Annotated in this window: 14 protein-coding genes; 10 read left to right on the top strand and 4 right to left on the bottom strand. The window is 42.3% G+C overall.

Annotation, left to right across the window (positions count from 1 at the left end):
• Positions 1–237: 237 nt before the first annotated feature.
• From leuB to rbsK, 5 genes are all read left to right on the top strand, one after another.
• Positions 238–1314 carry a 3-isopropylmalate dehydrogenase gene (gene leuB / locus A6K76_RS14915; protein WP_066466398.1) on the top strand — a complete coding sequence of 359 codons (1077 nt, stop codon included), beginning with the start codon at positions 238–240 and terminating at the stop codon, positions 1312–1314.
• A gap of 24 nt (positions 1315–1338) precedes the next feature.
• On the top strand, positions 1339–2748 hold the full coding sequence (leuC, locus tag A6K76_RS14910; protein WP_066466397.1) for a 3-isopropylmalate dehydratase large subunit: 1410 nt from the start codon (positions 1339–1341) through the stop codon (positions 2746–2748).
• Positions 2749–2779: 31 nt separating this feature from the next.
• Entirely contained in the window at positions 2780–3373 is a 594-nt protein-coding gene (gene leuD / locus A6K76_RS14905; RefSeq protein ID WP_066466396.1) for a 3-isopropylmalate dehydratase small subunit, read from the top strand.
• Between the two features lie 521 nt (positions 3374–3894).
• Positions 3895–4863 carry a LacI family DNA-binding transcriptional regulator gene (locus A6K76_RS14900; RefSeq protein ID WP_066466395.1) on the top strand — a complete coding sequence of 323 codons (969 nt, stop codon included), beginning with the start codon at positions 3895–3897 and terminating at the stop codon, positions 4861–4863.
• Positions 4841–5716 carry a ribokinase gene (gene rbsK, locus A6K76_RS14895; RefSeq protein WP_245672007.1) on the top strand — a complete coding sequence of 292 codons (876 nt, stop codon included), beginning with the start codon at positions 4841–4843 and terminating at the stop codon, positions 5714–5716. The genes A6K76_RS14900 and rbsK overlap by 23 nt, the downstream gene beginning before the upstream one ends.
• Positions 5717–5789: 73 nt before the next feature.
• Here rbsK and A6K76_RS14890 read toward each other — a convergent pair whose 3' ends face one another.
• On the bottom strand, positions 5790–6998 hold the full coding sequence (locus A6K76_RS14890; RefSeq protein WP_066466394.1) for an aminotransferase-like domain-containing protein: 1209 nt from the start codon (positions 6996–6998) through the stop codon (positions 5790–5792).
• A 273-nt stretch (positions 6999–7271) separates the two neighbouring features.
• Here A6K76_RS14890 and A6K76_RS14885 point away from each other — a divergent pair, with 273 nt between their 5' ends.
• The 4 genes from A6K76_RS14885 (at position 7272) to A6K76_RS14870 (ending at position 11670) form a co-directional block, all read left to right on the top strand.
• Positions 7272–8171, top strand: a complete 900-nt coding sequence (locus tag A6K76_RS14885; RefSeq protein ID WP_066466393.1) for an alpha/beta hydrolase — start codon at positions 7272–7274, stop codon at positions 8169–8171.
• A 236-nt stretch (positions 8172–8407) separates the two neighbouring features.
• Positions 8408–9019, top strand: coding sequence for a DUF4166 domain-containing protein (locus A6K76_RS14880; protein ID WP_066466392.1), 612 nt, complete (start codon positions 8408–8410; stop codon positions 9017–9019).
• Between the two features lie 278 nt (positions 9020–9297).
• Positions 9298–10278: a GMP reductase gene (guaC, locus tag A6K76_RS14875; protein WP_066466391.1), complete on the top strand. Its 981-nt coding sequence runs from the start codon at positions 9298–9300 to the stop codon at positions 10276–10278.
• A gap of 234 nt (positions 10279–10512) precedes the next feature.
• Positions 10513–11670 (top strand): SGNH hydrolase domain-containing protein, encoded by a 1158-nt coding sequence (locus A6K76_RS14870; protein ID WP_066466390.1) that lies wholly within the window; start codon positions 10513–10515, stop codon positions 11668–11670.
• 55 nt (positions 11671–11725) lie between these two features.
• Here A6K76_RS14870 and A6K76_RS16850 read toward each other — a convergent pair whose 3' ends face one another.
• The 3 genes from A6K76_RS16850 to A6K76_RS14860 form a co-directional block, all read right to left on the bottom strand.
• Positions 11726–11899: a hypothetical protein gene (locus A6K76_RS16850; RefSeq protein ID WP_169818034.1), complete on the bottom strand. Its 174-nt coding sequence runs from the start codon at positions 11897–11899 to the stop codon at positions 11726–11728.
• A 16-nt stretch (positions 11900–11915) separates the two neighbouring features.
• On the bottom strand, positions 11916–12986 hold the full coding sequence (locus tag A6K76_RS14865; protein ID WP_066466389.1) for an FAD-dependent monooxygenase: 1071 nt from the start codon (positions 12984–12986) through the stop codon (positions 11916–11918).
• Positions 12987–13074: 88 nt separating this feature from the next.
• Positions 13075–14208 (bottom strand): S-layer homology domain-containing protein, encoded by a 1134-nt coding sequence (locus A6K76_RS14860; protein ID WP_066466388.1) that lies wholly within the window; start codon positions 14206–14208, stop codon positions 13075–13077.
• Between the two features lie 894 nt (positions 14209–15102).
• Here A6K76_RS14860 and purU point away from each other — a divergent pair.
• On the top strand, positions 15103–15990 hold the full coding sequence (purU, locus tag A6K76_RS14855; protein WP_245672008.1) for a formyltetrahydrofolate deformylase: 888 nt from the start codon (positions 15103–15105) through the stop codon (positions 15988–15990).
• The last annotated feature ends 65 nt before the right edge of the window (positions 15991–16055 follow it).

The following is a 16055-nucleotide window of genomic DNA, read 5'->3' as shown; positions in this document are numbered from 1 at the left end:
CCTAGACAAGCTGGTATTTTTTCTACATAAATTGTCATATATGTTGAATGAGTCATTATATATAGCAGAATCGATATTTTTTTATCGCCTACTTTTAATAAAATGCTCGATCGTAATACGCTTTCAGCCAATTACTGGCTAATCAACATACGTGTTACTATGTAGTCAACTTTTATGATCAATTGTCGGAAAATAGCGACATTATAAAACGCGGAGAACGAAAGGATGTTTCGAACGATGGAAAAGACAATTACGATTTTACCGGGCGATGGCATTGGCCCAGAAGTAGTCGCTTCAGCAGTAGAAGTACTACAAGCGATTGAAGCACGTTACAACCATACATTTCATTTACAATATGCACTAATCGGCGGTGCGGCAATTGATGCGGAAAACAATCCGTTGCCAGAAGAGACGATTGCAAAATGTGAAGCGAGTGACGCGGTATTATTAGGTGCTGTTGGCGGCCCAAAATGGGATAACAATCCATCTCACTTACGTCCAGAAAAAGGATTACTACAAATTCGTAAGCACTTTGATCTGTTCGCGAACCTTCGTCCTGTAGCGGCGATTCCAAGTTTGCTTGATGCTTCACCATTAAAGCGTGAAGTGGCAGAAAACGTAGACTTAATGATTGTACGTGAATTAACAGGTGGACTTTACTTCGGTGAGCCACGCGTTTTAGCAGAGGATCATGCCATTGATACGCTTGCTTACACACGTAAAGAAATTGAGCGCATTGTTGACACAGCATTTAACTTAGCACGTGTACGTCGTGGTAAACTGTGCTCAGTAGATAAGGCAAACGTTTTAGATACGAGTAAGTTATGGCGTCAAATTGTAGAAGAGAAAAAAGCACAATATCCAGATGTAGAAGTAGAGCATAACTTAGTCGACTCAGTGGCAATGAAACTGATTACAAATCCAGCGCATTATGACGTTGTCGTGACTGAGAACATGTTTGGCGATATTTTATCTGATGAAGCGTCAGTAATTACAGGCTCTTTAGGTACGTTACCGTCTGCATCAATGCGTGCAGATAGCTTCGGTTTATACGAGCCGGTACACGGTTCAGCACCGGATATTGCAGGACAAGAAAAAGCAAACCCGGCAGCAACGATTCTTTCAGTAGCAATGCTTTTAAAATATTCATTCGGCTTAAATGAAGAAGCAGCAGAAATCGAGCGCGCAGTAAACGCTGTATTCGAAAAAGGCTTCTTTACAGGCGACCTTGCATCAAAAGGTTCTCGTGTACTAACAACGTCACAATGGACAAACGAAGTATTAACAGAAATCAATGCTCCAGTTTCAAACTAGTGAGTGAAGGAACGGTGAAACACTATGGCGAAAAATATTATCGATAAAATTTGGGAACAGCACGTCGTATATCAAGAAGACGGGAAACCGGATTTACTTTATATCGACTTACATTTAATTCACGAAGTAACAAGTCCACAAGCTTTTGAAGGATTACGTTTAGCAGGGCGAAAAGTGCGTCGTACAGATCTTTGCTTCGCGACGATGGATCATAACGTACCGACAAAAAACTTACCAACAATTAACGATCCAATTGCGAAAAAGCAAATTACAACGCTTGCTGATAACGCAAAAGAGTTCGGCGTTGAGCTTGCAGATATTGGACATCCAGATCAAGGGATTGTACACGTAATCGGTCCAGAACTAGGTTTAACACAACCTGGTAAAACGATCGTTTGTGGTGACTCACATACGGCGACTCACGGTGCATTCGGTGCATTAGCATTCGGTATCGGTACGTCTGAAGTTGAGCACGTAATGAGCACGCAAACGTTATGGCAAACGAAGCCACCGACAATGGAAATTCGCGTAAACGGTGATCTAGGCTTTGGTGTAACAGCGAAAGATATCATTTTAGCAATTATTGCAAAATGGGGTATCGGTGTTGGTACGGGGCATATCGTTGAATATACGGGTGATGCGATTCGCAAGCTTTCAATGGAAGAGCGTATGACAATTTGTAATATGTCAATCGAAGCGGGCGCAAAAGCTGGCTTAATTTCTCCAGATGAAACGACAGTGGAATTCTTACGTGGTCGTCGTCATGCACCACAAAAGCAGTTTGACGAAGCTGCTGCATATTGGTTAAGTTTAGCATCTGACGAAAATGCGACGTATGATGTTGTACTTGAAATCGATGCAGCTGACATTGAGCCAATCGTAACATGGGGAACAAATCCAGCGATGGGTGTAGGTGTAACGAAATCAGTACCGACAAAGGCAGACTATGATAATGAAATCGATCGTAACGCGTTAGAGAAAGCGTTAAAATATATGGATTTACAAGAAGGTCAAAATATTACAGACATTGAAATTCAACACGTATTTATCGGCTCTTGTACAAATTCACGTTTATCAGACTTACGTTCAGCAGCAAGCATTGTGAAAGGGCAAAAGCTTGCACCGGGTGTACGCGGCATCGTTGTACCAGGATCTTGGTCTACGAAAAAAGCAGCAGAAGAAGAAGGTTTACATGAAATTTTCTTAGCAGCAGGCTTTGAATGGCGCGAATCAGGATGTTCAGCATGTTTAGGGATGAATGAAGATGTTATTCCTTCAGGTGAGCGTTGTGCGTCTACATCAAACCGTAACTTCGAAGGACGCCAAGGCGCTGGCGCACGTACGCACTTAGTGTCACCAGAAATGGCAGCAGCAGCAGGGATTCACGGTCGATTCGTCGATGTACGTGAATACATGAAGCAACAGCAAGCATAAGCGTACATTAATTTGCAGGAGAGTGACATAGATGGAACCAATTAATATTGTAAAAAGCGTATATGCACCGCTTGATCATAAAAACGTCGATACAGACCAAATTATTTCAAAAGAATTTTTAAAGCGCATTGAGCGTACAGGCTTCGGTGAATTTTTATTCCATCACTGGCGATTTAATGAAGATGGCTCAGTTAATGAGAATTTCGTATTAAATCAGCCGCAATATAATGGCGCAAAAATTTTAGTTGCACAAGATAACTTCGGCTGTGGTTCATCACGTGAACATGCACCGTGGGCAATTTTAGACTACGGTTTCAACGTTGTCATTGCACCAAGTTTTGCGGATATTTTCCACAACAACTGTTACAAAAATGGTATTTTACCAGTGAAATTAACAGAAGAAGAGTGTGAAGAGTTACTTGCAGCGGGTATTGCTGAAGCTTCTGAAATTGAAGTGAATTTAGGTGAACAAACGGTAACGAATGCAGCAGGTAAAGTATATAAATTTAACATCGATCCGTACTATAAAGAAATGCTATTAAACGGCTGGGACGAAATTGCGTTAACATTTAAGTATGAGGATCATATTAAAGCGTACGAAGAGAAGCGCATCGTTTTTGAATAATAAATAATGAAATACCATTTGGGCATTACTGCTCGAATGGTATTTTTTTATTTTACAATAGAAATAGCTTCTTGATAGTTTTTTCATTTCGGAGGACGTTTTTCGCGAAGAGCGACATCATGTTGGTCACAAATTGTCGCATAGACGCGACGAACGTAGCCTTTGTTCATCGATTTTCGGCTCGGGTGCCGGTTGCAAAAAGATTTTCGCTAAGTCGCCGCCTGTATTTCAGAACATACATCTACATGTTGCAAGCACCGATTTTGAAATAGAGACAAAAATAGCGTTTAATATGTGATGGAAAAGGGTACTACATGAGGATATAGCATATTCATCATTTAACGTGAATACGCATTGCTTGAAAGGGGCGAACTTCCATAGAAAAAGCAATGATGATGAGCGATCTAACATATTAAATTTCTAATGTATATAATATTGCTATAGTATTTTGGAAAATTTTGTGACATACTGAACGTAGTATTTTTACGACACTTCATTACAACAGGAATAAAGGTGAAATTATGGCAAATATTAAAACAGTAGCAAAACATGCAGGCGTATCAGTTGCGACCGTGTCACGTTTTTTAAATAACAAAGATTACGTGAGCCAAGAAGCAAAGGCAGCGATTGAACGCGCAATCAAAGAGCTAAATTATCGTCCGAACCAAGTAGCCCGCAGTTTAACGACGAAGCAAACAAATATTATCGGTTTAATTGTACCAGACATTACGAACCCATTTTTCCCGCAACTTGCTCGTGCAGTAGAGGATACGGCATTATCACTCGGCTATACGGTTGTACTTTGTAACAGCGACGAGCAGGAGGAGAAGGAAAAATTATATATTGAGCGCCTTCGTCAAACGTATGTTGCGGGCTTTATCGTTGCGTCCAATTTAATTTCGGAGCAAAGTTATTTAGAGTTAAACATTCCAGTCGTAGCGCTTGATCGAAAAGATAATAGCCAGCTTCCGTACGTGTCAACGAACAACTTTGAAGCAGCAAAGCTCGGCTCGGCATATTTAATTGAGCGCGGTGCAACGAATTTAATTTGTTTAAGCGGCCCACAAAACGCAGGCACGTTTGCAGAGCGTGCTAAAGGGTTTGAAGCGGCGATGACTGACAATGTGTCATATCGCATTGTAGAAGGGGATTTACGCTATCAATATGCGTTTGAATCGACGAAAGAGGCGCTCGCACAAGATCGCACAATCGACGGTGTATTTGCATGTAGCGATTATGCAGCACTTGGCGCATTAAAGGCAATTCAAGAAGCGGGATTACGCGTGCCAGAAGATGTGCAAGTAGTCGGCTATGACGGCATTGAGCTAGGTGATATGGTGTTGCCTGGGCTGACGACTGTAGCGCAACCAGTTTACGGACTAGGTGAGACGGCGACACGCATGTTAATTAGCAAGCTTGAAGATAAGGAAATTCAGCAAACGCGTGTTGTATTGGAGGCGTCGCTTTGTGTGCGCGGAACGACAAAATAATATCGTTGTAGTCGGCAGTGTGAACATGGATTTAGTGTTGCATACGAACGTGTTGCCGAAGCAAGGAGAAACGGTGTTTGGGCAACGTTTTACGACGTCACCAGGAGGCAAAGGTGCGAATCAAGCTGTTGCAGCGTCACGTCTTAGTGGCAACGTACAAATGATTGGTGCGGTTGGCGCAGATGCGTTCGGGCGTGAACTACGCGAACAATTAATACATAACGGGGTACAGACAGATGCACTTCTTGAAGTAGATGCAGAAACAGGCATCGCGCTCATTCAGCTACATGACGGCGACAATCGCATTACAGTCGTATCAGGCGCAAACTATGCGATCGATGTAGCACATATATTGCGATTCAAGCATATAATTGAGAATGCAGCACTTGTCGTTTTGCAGTTGGAATTGCGAGTGGAGCTGACAGAGTGGGTGTTGCATCAATGCGGTGCGGCGAATGTACCGGTGCTATTTAACCCAGCACCCGCCACGCATTTTCAGCACGAATGGCTGCCGTACATTACGTATATGACGCCGAATGAAACCGAATGTGCAGCAATATTTAGGCAAACGCCAGAGGAAGCGGCGATAGCACATCCAAAGAAAGTAATTGTGACATGCGGGGGCGACGGGGCATTGTTTGCGGATGATAACGGGCTTCACGGAGTTGTTGCACCGACAGTAGATGTTGTCGATACGACTGGTGCAGGAGATACGTTTAACGGCGCACTCGCAGTCGCACTCGTCGAACGAAAGCCGCTTGCACAAGCTGTTCCATTTGCCGTACAAGCCGCATCTAAAGCTGTACAAAAACTCGGCGCACAAGAAGGTATGCCAATGCGTGCAGCGTTGTAACAATACGTAAACGTGTTTCGCTAAAATAAAAAAGGTGTCCTGAAAGTCAACATCGACTTTCGGGACACCTTTTTTATGCTTCAACTGTAGCTTTTTGTTTTTTCTCGATAAACTGTTTCATAATATTTCCTAAACGTTGAATGCCTTCTTCGATAATTTCCTCTGTTGCATTCGTGTAGTTTAAGCGCAATGTGTTAACGTTATTTGGATGCGTATAGAACGGATCACCTGGTACGAACGCTACGTCTGCTGCCATTGATTCTTCAAATAGCTCAAGTGCGGAAATACCTTCAGGAAGCGTTGCCCAAATGAACATGCCGCCTTGTGGTTTCGTATAGTGCACCTCTTTTGGGAAATGCTTTTCAATTGCGTTTAACATCGCTGTTGCTTGTGTGTTGTAAAGCTCGATAATTTTGTTTACATGTTCTTCGTAAGCGTTATGTGTTAAATATTCCGCAATCGTCATTTGTGCGAAAATGTTTGTGTGTAAGTCTGTCGCTTGTTTCGCTGTTTCAACATGACTTAAAATTTCTTTATTTTTCGTCACGATGTAGCCTAAGCGGAAGCCCGGTGTAACCGTTTTTGAAAATGAGCCAAGCAGCACTGAGTTTTGTAAGCGACCTGCGCCAATGTATGGCAATGCTTCGCCGCTAAAGCGCAATTCGCCGTAAGGATCGTCTTCGATTAATGCTACGTCGTAATTTTTCACGACTTCGTAAATGGCGTCACGTTTTTCGCGTGAATACGTAATACCGGTTGGATTTTGGAAGTTCGGTACTGTGTAAATAAATTTAATGTTTGGATTGTTTTTTAGTGTTTCTTCAAGCTGTGCGACGTTTAAGCCGTCCTCTTCAAGCGTTACTGGATAAAATTCAGGCTCTGCTAGTGTGAAAGCTTGAATAGCGCCAAGATATCCAGGTGCTTCCATAACAACGCCGTCACCTTTGTTTAAAAATACTTTACCTAAAATTTCAAGTGCTTGCTGTGAGCCTGTCGTAATGAACACGTCTGATGCATCGATGTCTAGACCGAAGTTTTTACGGTACTTTGCTGCGATCATTTCGCGCAACGGTAAATAGCCTTGTGTCGTTGAATATTGGAATAATTTCGCGCCTTCATGTGCAATCGAGTTGTTAATTGCTTCTTGAAGCGCGTCAATTGGAAATGAAATTGGATTTGGTAAGCCACCTGCGAATGAAATAACATTTGGTGAATCCGTCACTTTTAAAATGTTGCGGATAAATGATGATGGCGTATTTAAAATTTTGTTTGAAAACTGCATATTATCGTCCCTTTACATAAAAAGTTACATATAAAAAAGCAAAAAAACTTCTTTATATTCAGTATTATCTGATAATATCAGAAAATTAAAACAAATAAAAGAGGTTGAGAACAACTATAGCGGATTCTTTTTTGAATACGTATTTTTCGGTGTGAACGAGTATTTTAAGGTGAAAAAATATCGCGCAAAATGTGCAGAGCGAGCATTGCATAACTAGTAAAGTTCGTGTACACTATAAAACATAGTAACTTAATCGGAATAGGTGGTAAGTGTATGGGAACAATTATTGAAAAAGCGAAAAAACATATTGCAAGGCAACAACAGCTACCAGCGTTATATACATTATCACCGCAGCATGCACGCAAGTTACGTGCCGTTCCACGCATCGCACAGCCAGTTTCACCGCTCGCTAGCATTCAAGACGTGCGCATTGACGTAAAGGATGGCAATATCGTACTGCGTATTTACACACCGGAAAACGTCGGCAAGCTCGGGGCGATTGTTTATATCCATGGTGGCGGCTGGGTCATTAATAGCATCGATACGTCAGATGCATCATGCCGTTTGCTTGCACAAAAAACAGGACGCATCGTCGTTTCCGTTGATTATCGTTTAGCACCAGAATATGCATTTCCTGTGCCAGTAGAAGATTGTGAAGCGGCTTTTCAATGGATCGTTCAACATGCGTCACAGTACAATATCGATTTATCGCGTATTGCGATTGCGGGTGACAGTGCTGGTGGTAACTTAGCAACAGTTGTAGCAAATACGTTTAAGGAACAGATCGAGGCGCAAATTTTATTATATCCGGTAACGAACGCGTGCATGAATACGGCGTCGTATGAAACTTATGCACAAGGGTGTGGGTTAGATGCGAAAGTAATGGCTTGGTTTATTGAACAATATGTAGAAGTGACGGAACGAGCGAATCCACGCGTGTCTCCTTATTTTGCGGACGTAACAAAAGCTCCGAAAGCGTTCATCGCTGTGGCGGAAAATGATGTGTTAAAAGATGAAGGATGGCTGTATGCAAAGAAGTTACAGCAAGCTGGTGTGGAAGTAGAAGCGATTGAAATGAACGGACTCATTCATAGCTATTTTACGACGAATGCGGTATTTGCAGAGGAAATTGAGCAAACGATTGAACGTATCGTGTCGTTTTTAGGCAAATAAAAAAAGCGGGGGCTCATCTCCCCGCTTCAACAGCTTGCTCCTAGCAATCCGAGCTATTAAACGGTGCAAGCTGCCGTAACAGTCAAGCTGTTACAATAGGTTTTGGCACCTGATAGTTATTATAACATACAAGGAAGAAAACAAAAAATGAAAGAAAATTCGGTCTTATGAATTATCGCTTATCATCGCACGTAATCGGGTATAGAGTGGCGATGACAAAAGGGAGGCGATTAGAAATGCATTATTATGAACGCGTACTTGGTGAGTCGTTTCAGCGGCTTCATCCACAGCTGCAAGCACGTTACAGTGAACCGATTGGAAAGACGCAGCGAGTAGAAGGAGTGATGCACGTCGTTGAAAATGGCTCCTCTTTTATTACACCTTTACTCATGCTGGCACAGCCGACGAAATTTATGTTTCATAATACAGGAGAGCACGTACCGTTTATGTTAGAAACGAAGAGCAAGCAAGTAGGGCACACGACTGAAATTCAGTGGACGCGTGCTTTTTATTTTGACGAGGCGACGCGTTATTACAATACGTTAATGGTTGTCGATCATGAAACAAATGAAGTCCTTGATTATAACGGTGACGGTAAATTTTTCGCCTCGCAAATGGATGTTCGCGTAACGGCGGACGGTGCGCTTTATATGAAGTCGGTCGCACAGTTCGTTCGCATCGGCACGCGCATTGTGTCGCTGCCGAAGCAATTACAAGGTGTTGGAACAGCGATTGAGGCGTTTGATGAAAAGCAGCAGCAGTTAACGATTGCGGTGCACGTTTATAACCCGATAATTGGGACGGTAAAGCAATATTACGGTGAATATAACGTTCTATATACAAGGTGATTGCGAACGAGGCTCGAAACAAGAGGCGGACTCCAGCGTTACACGAAAGGCTCACGCCACGACCGCCGCGATGTGGAGAGCCGACGAACAAAACGCTAGAATATATTCACCGTCTATATATCAATATGAAAAATATTAAAACACGAACGAAAATGTAAAAATGGTGTTCAATTTTCGTAAAAAGCGTTGACTTTCAGAACGATCCATTGTAAATTAGCTAATGACGAACGAAATCATATAAAAATAAAAAAATATTCGTCTTTAGGAGTGGGTTTTATATGGATACAGTATTCGACTATGAAGATATTCAATTAGTACCAGCAAAATGCATCGTGGATTCTCGTGCAGAGTGTGATACGAGCGTGACGCTTGGCAAACATACATTTAAATTACCAGTCGTGCCAGCAAATATGCAGACAATTATCGATGCATCGCTTGCGCAAAAGCTTGCGGCAAACGGCTATTTTTATATTATGCATCGCTTCCATCCTGAAACGCGTGAGCAATTTATTCGTGATATGCACGAACAACAATTAATTGCTTCTATTTCAGTTGGGGTGAAGGAAGATGAGTACGCATTTGTTGAGGACTTAGCAGCGAAAAACGTCGTACCTGATTACATTACGATCGATATTGCGCATGGGCATTCAAATGCGGTCATTGCAATGATTCAGCACATTAAAAAGCATTTACCAGAAAGCTTCGTTATTGCTGGGAACGTCGGCACGCCAGAAGCGGTACGCGAGCTTGAAAATGCAGGAGCGGACGCAACGAAAGTCGGCATCGGACCGGGTAAAGTGTGCATTACGAAAATTAAAACAGGCTTTGGGACAGGTGGCTGGCAGCTAGCGGCACTTCGCTGGTGTGCAAAGGCAGCACAAAAGCCAATTATTGCGGACGGTGGTATTCGTACGCACGGCGATATCGCAAAATCAGTGCGCTTTGGTGCATCGATGGTCATGATTGGTTCGCTATTTGCAGGGCATGACGAGTCGCCAGGTGAAACGGTTGAAGTGGACGGCGTATTAATGAAGGAATATTTCGGTTCAGCGTCGGAGTTCCAAAAAGGTGAGCGTAAAAACGTTGAAGGTAAAAAGATGTACATGCCGTATAAAGGGAAAATTATCGATACGCTCATTGAAATGGAGCAAGATTTACAGTCATCGATTTCGTACGCGGGTGGTCGCGATTTAGAGGCGATTCGTAAAGTTGATTACGTTGTCGTGAAAAACTCGATTTTCAACGGGGATCGTTACTAACAAGCTTCATAAAAGAATGTAAAACGAAAAATCGCATCGTGCCGATTTTTCGTTTTTTTTCGGGCATAATGAAAATATGCGTAGTTTGCCAAAAGACATAGGAATGGAAGCAAATTTCTTTTCATATATTCAGAAGAAAATTACTTTTTTATGATGTAAAGTCGAGTGCACTTAACGTATACTTAGTATGTGTTTCTAAAAATAGAAGTGCACGTGAGTAAAGGGAGTGAAATGATGCAACAACAATGGCGCCCACCATTTATCGGGGCTGGCGTTCAATTATATAGTACGAAGCAAATGTATGCTCAAATCATATATGTATTGTTCATTAGCTTGACGATTAGTTTTTATACGACGCAATACGTTACGCGGGCAAGTTATGCGCAACGAATTGGTGTGTTAGAGTGCATATTAGTTATATTAGCAGCACTGTGCTTATTGACATTATCGATCATCGGACTTATATGGTACACACGGCATTTGCATGAGGCGCAGCGACCATTTTGGTGGACGTTGTTACTGCTTTCATTACTGCTTGCACAATATGTACAGTATGAGCAAGCTGAAATACAAAAGTCGCTTTATCCAGGCGCAGCGGCAATTTATAATGATATTACACCGCGTGATAACATTCCATTTTATCAATCGTATGAAGATGTTATTTTAGACCGCCCTGTATTTTATCAATATGATCAATGTCAAGCGATGTATTTAGTCGAAATTCGTAAATGCTCATACGGTGTTGTCGATGATCCAGATTATGTGTTAGCGCTTGTCGCTGGTTCGCATTCAGCGCATTGGTTCCCAGCAATCGAGCCGTTAGCAGAGGAGCTCAATTTCCGCATCGACATTTACAATCATGACGGCTGTCGCTTTACCGATGAAGATCCAGACGGTCATTTGACGGAGCAATGTATTGAGTGGAATGCGAACTTAATTAATGTGTTAAAGCAAAACCCACCAGATGTCGTCTTTACAACAGCTTCGCTCAATAAGCGTAACTATGTGCCACGAGGGTATATTCGTCAGTGGGAACGATTAGAAGGGTATTCAACTGTATTTGCGATTCGTGATACGCCGCGTATGAATGAGCCAACACCTGCTTGTTTACAGCAACACAATGATGAAATTGCGCCGTGCTCAATGCCGCGTGACGAAGCATTATCACGTGAAGTGCCGTGGGAAAATGCAGACAATATTCCATCGAACGTGTTATTTGGGGACTTATCTGATTATTTCTGCGATGATACGACGTGCTACCCAGTTATCGGTAACATTTTAATTTACCGTGATCAGCACCATTTAACGTCATCGTATGTTAAAACGTTAGCACCAGTATTACGTCCATATTTAGTCGAAGCGTTCGAAAAATCCGAAACGATTAAACGTTAAATCTTTATGATTTAGCGTTTTTTTTTGCGCAAAATAAAAAAACGATTCGCCAAAGCTAGTCGTTTTTTCGTGTAAGTGCTTGTCGAAAGCGCTCTTCGTATTTCGCTGTAAGGTGTCTTTTGCCTGAAAATAACTCCAGTAACGTGCGCTTCGGTAAGCCTGTTTGAATTGCGAGCCATTCAATCGGTAGTTGCTGCTCGTGTAAAAATCGTTTTACGTCTTCAATCATGTGCGAACCTCCTTCGTTATTGCTGTACGACGAACGCTTCAGCAAACGCCATTTCCTTATCGCGCTGTAGCTGTTGAAGCTGCTCGACATGTAGCTTACGCGCTGCTTCACAATGAATGAGCTGCAACTCGTCAAAGCCGGTTGCGAATAGTTCAGCGAGTGCATCGGCATCTTTTAATGCGCTATTGAGCCCGAATGCACCAGTTGGCGTCATCGTATGTACCGCATCTCCGATAAAAATAAGCCCATCTTTATGCCACGTATGTACTTTGCTGCTATACACGTCAAGCAATACGAAGTCGCGCCAGCTATTTAGCGAGGTGTCAATCGCATCACGTAGCTGTGGCAAAGCGTCCATTAATTGCGGCTTCATTTGCTCAAACGGCATCATGCGCAGCGTACGAAATGATTTTTCAGGAATTTGCCAGCCGATTTGCACGTAATTGCCCGTTTGTGTGAACACAGAAATTGGATCGTCGTGCAGCATCGCAAAATCAATGGACGGCTGCCAATGTGCTGGGGCAGGAAAACGCGCCCACAATAAATCGTAGCCGTGCTTCGTAATAATCGGTTCAATACGTGCTTGTTTTCGAACGGTAGAATGTCGGCCATCCGCACCGACGATTAAATCGCACGTAATCGTCTCGACGCAGTCTCTGTGCTTTGCGACAACGCCGTAATACGTGCCATTATCATTTACGAGCAGCTCTTTTACGGTCGTATTTAACTGGTAGGAGAACGATTCATATTGCGAAGCGGCATGAATGAGCACGTGCAATAAATTTGTTTGCGGCGTATGAATGCCAAAATGCTGTCCGTCCTCAGCATACACTTCTTTCATTAGTTCGCCTTTATGCCAGTAGCGTAAAGACGTCATCGCTAAACAGCCTGCCTCCTCCAGTGCCGAAAATAGCCCGTGCTTTTTTAAAATATGCTCACCCTCTGTATTTAAATGCTCGCCGCGAAACGCTTGGCCGAACGAAGCGGTGCGCTCAAGCAGTAACGTGCGCACGCCGCGTTTTGCAAGCAAATAAGCAAGCAGCGCACCACCAGGACCGGCACCAACAATACAAACTTGTACATGCATATCGTTAATCTTCCTTTACTTACGTTTTGTAAGTAAGTATAAAATGACAATGGGGAAATGTCTAGTGTGCAAACATTTCCCCGTCGTATTAACGTAATTTATAGCCGGTCATTGCCAAAACCGTTCTGTTATTAAATGTGTACGATAGCAACCCGTAGCCTTCTTTAAAATAAAACACCGCTTCATGTTCCTCTACGTTGTAACCGACATCATCACTGTAATAATAAGCTTCGATTTTTTGAACAATTTTTAGCGTGCCTGTAAATTTTAAGTTGTTAATTGTGACGTCTTGGTTAAAGTACGGTGTCGTCGTGTAAGAGCCGTCGTATGCCCAATACGTCTCAGCGTACGGTAAGGCGTGTATCGTCGTTAATGTGTACGGTTTAAATTCCACTAGATGGCGCAAGTCGGTATCGATCGCTGTCCAGTCACTATTGCGCTGATAAATGTGAATGCGACTTGTTGAGAACGTCTGCATAATGCCCTCGAACTTTGGTTTTGCATTGCCATTTGTATCAAATTCAATGTAATAAGAATACCCCGTGCCACTCGCGTAGTTAGCAGCTTGTAGCTTCGTTGCGGCATACGCGGTATTAGACGTAATTTTTTTATTTTCGATTTGTTGTTCCTTGCCGTAAAGCGCACGATATAAAAATGTTGCCATATTGATGCGCGACACTGCTTGATTCGGTTTAAACGTGCCATCAGGGTAACCAGCGATAATGCCTTTTTCGACAAGTGCGCCGATAAAGACGTTGTTCGCTAAGCTCGTCGGCACATCTTTAAACTTCGTCGTCGGTGTTGGCGTAAGCTTCAATAAATTCGTTAAAATTTTTGCGACATGCGTACGTTTTACTTCTTGGTACGGATTGAAATCACCATTTGCTGTACCGTCAATAATGCCAGCGCGGTATAGCTGCTGAATGGAATCGGCATAATCGGTATCTTCTGTGACGTCGTTAAATTGCTTCGCTGGACGCACGTTGTATAGCTTGTACGCGCGTGTAATCATATCGGCTAACTCTGCTCGCGTGACTGTAGCTTCAGGATAAAATAAATCATCTTCGTACGCAGTCATTACGTTTGCTTCTGCCATTTTTTTGACGATCGCATTTTGCGTCGCGTTCGTGACATCTACGTACATTTGCGTATTGGCGGCAGCTCCAAGTGGCGATAGTAATAAGGCAGCGGTTAACAATAAGGCAGTTGAAAATGTTTTCATTCGTAACGCCCCCTAACGAATTTGTTTCTTTTATTTTACATTATATGTGTTTATATAGATATAGGGTGAAAGATGTTTTGTATTTTGTAGAAATACAAAATCAGAGATACATATAAGATTTGTTGGCGCAGTTAAGAGGACTGTACACGCTAGAAGTACTATGTGAAGGAGGGGGCGATGAGATTATGGAGGAATACATAAAGAAAAGTAGTAGAGGTGAGCAAATGTGCGCCTCTACTACTTTTCTCTAAATTTATAACAAGCGTGTTGATTAGCAGTTTAATTGGCAGGGCGCGTATTGCGGCTCGCTTTCCTGGGGCTCGGCTCAAGCCTCCGCACCGCTCCTACGTCGCGGCTTACGGGGTCTTGAGGCACGAGCTTTTCCCCAAGGAGTCTCGCCGCACGCTTCATGCCACTCATATAGAGCGTTTATTTCAGTTGGTTGCTTAAAATCATAGGTTTCACTATATACAAATAGCTAATCAACAAACCTGAATTTATAATTTAATATTGTTAACGAGGCGTATAGCCATTAATTGCTATTAATATAGCATCATCAAATGTATGGGCTAACAAAGCGTAACTTTCTTTGAAATAAAATGAACATTCAAATGAGTCATAATATTACATTACTATCTTGTACAATGACCAATACACCTATTTTGAAATAAATGTATTTTTACGAACATAATAAAAATCGTTTTGTACGCATGGAAAGTACAATCATTAAAATGAATTGTTTTTCCGATGAAACAAATGTGTTCGCTGTATTTTCCTAAAGCACAAATTGTTTTATTTTTTAGAAAAATGACAAAAAGATATTGAAATATCAGATTTTTTTAGCGATAATAAAGCAATCAACTGAAGTGAGGGATTGTTATGTCAGTACAATATATGAATGCTGCGAAAGTGGCGAACACAAAACATACAAACGAAGCGGTATTGCTCGTAAAATGTCCAGATAAGCCAGGTATTGTCGCGGTGCTATCGGAGTTTTTACATACATTTGATGCGAACATTATTGAATCAAGTCAATATTCAACAGATCCTGCAGACGGCACATTTTTCATTCGTTTAGCGTATTATTGCGATCAACTTGGCGAAAAAGCAGAGCAAATGGAGAAAAATTTTGAAGGCATTGCGCGTGCGTTTGATATGACGTATGCATTCCATTACCAGGCACAAAAAAAGCGTGCAGCCATTTTCGTATCGAAGGAGCCACATTGCTTACTTGAACTATTATGGGAGTATCAAACAGGAGATTTACCGATGGAGATTGCGCTCGTTGTCAGCAACTACGAAAATTCACGTGAAATGGTTGAGGCACTTGGCATTCCGTTTTATTACATTCCAGCGAACAAAGATATTCGTGCAGAAGTAGAAGCTCGCCAAATTGAATTGATGAAAGAGTTTGATGTGGATGTGCTTATTTTAGCGCGCTACATGCAAATTTTAACGCCTGATTTTGTCAGTCATTTTGAAAATCGCATCATTAACATTCACCATTCATTTTTACCAGCGTTTATCGGGGCAGATCCGTATGCGCGCGCGTTTGCTCGTGGTGTAAAATTAATCGGAGCGACGAGTCATTACGTAACGAACGATTTAGATGAAGGTCCGATTATTGAGCAGGACGTTGAGCGTGTGGATCATCGTGTTGACGTGAAGGAGCTGCGTAAAATCGGCAGTAAAATTGAACGCCGCGTGCTCGTAAAAGCGGTGAAGTGGCATTTAGAAAACCGCATTATCGTAGAAGGCAATAAGACGATTGTGTTCCAATAAAAAAAAGCATCAGCCTCGTCGCGAGGGCACTGAAAAAGTCACTGAATCAATAGGAAGGGCATGTT

This window comes from Caryophanon latum (genome assembly GCF_001700325.1).
GTDB classification, from domain to species: domain Bacteria; phylum Bacillota; class Bacilli; order Bacillales_A; family Planococcaceae; genus Caryophanon; species Caryophanon latum.
Note: the sequence above shows the minus strand (reverse complement) of the source record. Positions and strands in the feature narration are given on the sequence as shown.

What these genes read in the sequence shown, in the direction of transcription:
- leuB (WP_066466398.1), top strand. Translation starts at nt 238, where the DNA reads ATGGAAAAGACAATTACGATTTTACCGGGCGATGGCATTGGCCCAGAA.
- leuC (WP_066466397.1), top strand. Translation starts at nt 1,339, where the DNA reads ATGGCGAAAAATATTATCGATAAAATTTGGGAACAGCACGTCGTATAT.
- leuD (WP_066466396.1), top strand. Translation starts at nt 2,780, where the DNA reads ATGGAACCAATTAATATTGTAAAAAGCGTATATGCACCGCTTGATCAT.
- A6K76_RS14900 (WP_066466395.1), top strand. Translation starts at nt 3,895, where the DNA reads ATGGCAAATATTAAAACAGTAGCAAAACATGCAGGCGTATCAGTTGCG.
- A6K76_RS14890 (WP_066466394.1), bottom strand. Translation starts at nt 6,998, where the DNA reads ATGCAGTTTTCAAACAAAATTTTAAATACGCCATCATCATTTATCCGC.
- A6K76_RS14885 (WP_066466393.1), top strand. Translation starts at nt 7,272, where the DNA reads ATGGGAACAATTATTGAAAAAGCGAAAAAACATATTGCAAGGCAACAA.
- A6K76_RS14880 (WP_066466392.1), top strand. Translation starts at nt 8,408, where the DNA reads ATGCATTATTATGAACGCGTACTTGGTGAGTCGTTTCAGCGGCTTCAT.
- guaC (WP_066466391.1), top strand. Translation starts at nt 9,298, where the DNA reads ATGGATACAGTATTCGACTATGAAGATATTCAATTAGTACCAGCAAAA.
- A6K76_RS14870 (WP_066466390.1), top strand. Translation starts at nt 10,513, where the DNA reads ATGCAACAACAATGGCGCCCACCATTTATCGGGGCTGGCGTTCAATTA.
- A6K76_RS16850 (WP_169818034.1), bottom strand. Translation starts at nt 11,899, where the DNA reads ATGATTGAAGACGTAAAACGATTTTTACACGAGCAGCAACTACCGATT.
- A6K76_RS14865 (WP_066466389.1), bottom strand. Translation starts at nt 12,986, where the DNA reads ATGCATGTACAAGTTTGTATTGTTGGTGCCGGTCCTGGTGGTGCGCTG.
- A6K76_RS14860 (WP_066466388.1), bottom strand. Translation starts at nt 14,208, where the DNA reads ATGAAAACATTTTCAACTGCCTTATTGTTAACCGCTGCCTTATTACTA.
- purU (WP_245672008.1), top strand. Translation starts at nt 15,103, where the DNA reads ATGAATGCTGCGAAAGTGGCGAACACAAAACATACAAACGAAGCGGTA.